The sequence below is a fragment of the Bradyrhizobium sp. Bra78 genome, from assembly GCF_024519855.1.
GTDB classification, from domain to species: Bacteria; Pseudomonadota; Alphaproteobacteria; order Rhizobiales; family Xanthobacteraceae; genus Bradyrhizobium; species Bradyrhizobium japonicum_G.
This window is the reverse complement of the sequence record NZ_JALJRE010000033.1, coordinates 1-559: the sequence shown is the minus strand read 5'-3', so window position 1 is coordinate 559 and position 559 is coordinate 1. Positions and strand designations below refer to the sequence as shown.

Here is a 559-nt window from a genome sequence, read left to right as displayed (position 1 = left end):
TTTTCATGCGAATCGCGATGATCGGAACGGGCTATGTGGGACTGGTGTCCGGAGCCTGCTTTGCGGATTTCGGTCACGACGTCACTTGCGTCGACAAGGATGAGAAGAAGATTGCAGCGCTTCATCGCGGCGAGATCCCGATCTACGAGCCCGGCCTTGACGAATTGGTCGCAACCAATGTGAAGGCCAAGCGTCTCGACTTCACCACCGACCTGTCGAAGCCGGTGGCGGATGCCGACGCGGTGTTCATCGCGGTCGGCACGCCCTCGCGCCGCGGCGATGGTCATGCCGATCTGTCCTATGTCTATGCCGCTGCGAAAGAGATCGCGCAGTCGCTGTCCGGCTTCACCGTGGTGGTGACGAAGTCGACCGTGCCTGTGGGCACCGGCGACGAGGTCGAGCGCATCATCCGCGAGACCAATCCGAAGGCGGATGTCGTCGTCGCCTCGAACCCCGAATTCCTGCGCGAGGGCGCGGCGATCCGCGACTTCAAGTTCCCCGATCGCGTCGTCGTCGGCACCTCCGACGAGCGCGGCCGCAAGGAGGCGGATGTCGTCGT

Annotated in this window: 1 protein-coding gene; it reads left to right on the top strand. The window is 63.3% G+C overall.

Annotated elements, in window-relative coordinates; all coding sequences use genetic code 11:
• Positions 1-5: 5 nt before the first annotated feature.
• A partial coding sequence (locus tag OC450_RS34275; protein WP_262049477.1) for a nucleotide sugar dehydrogenase occupies positions 6-559 on the top strand: 554 nt, incomplete at its 3' end.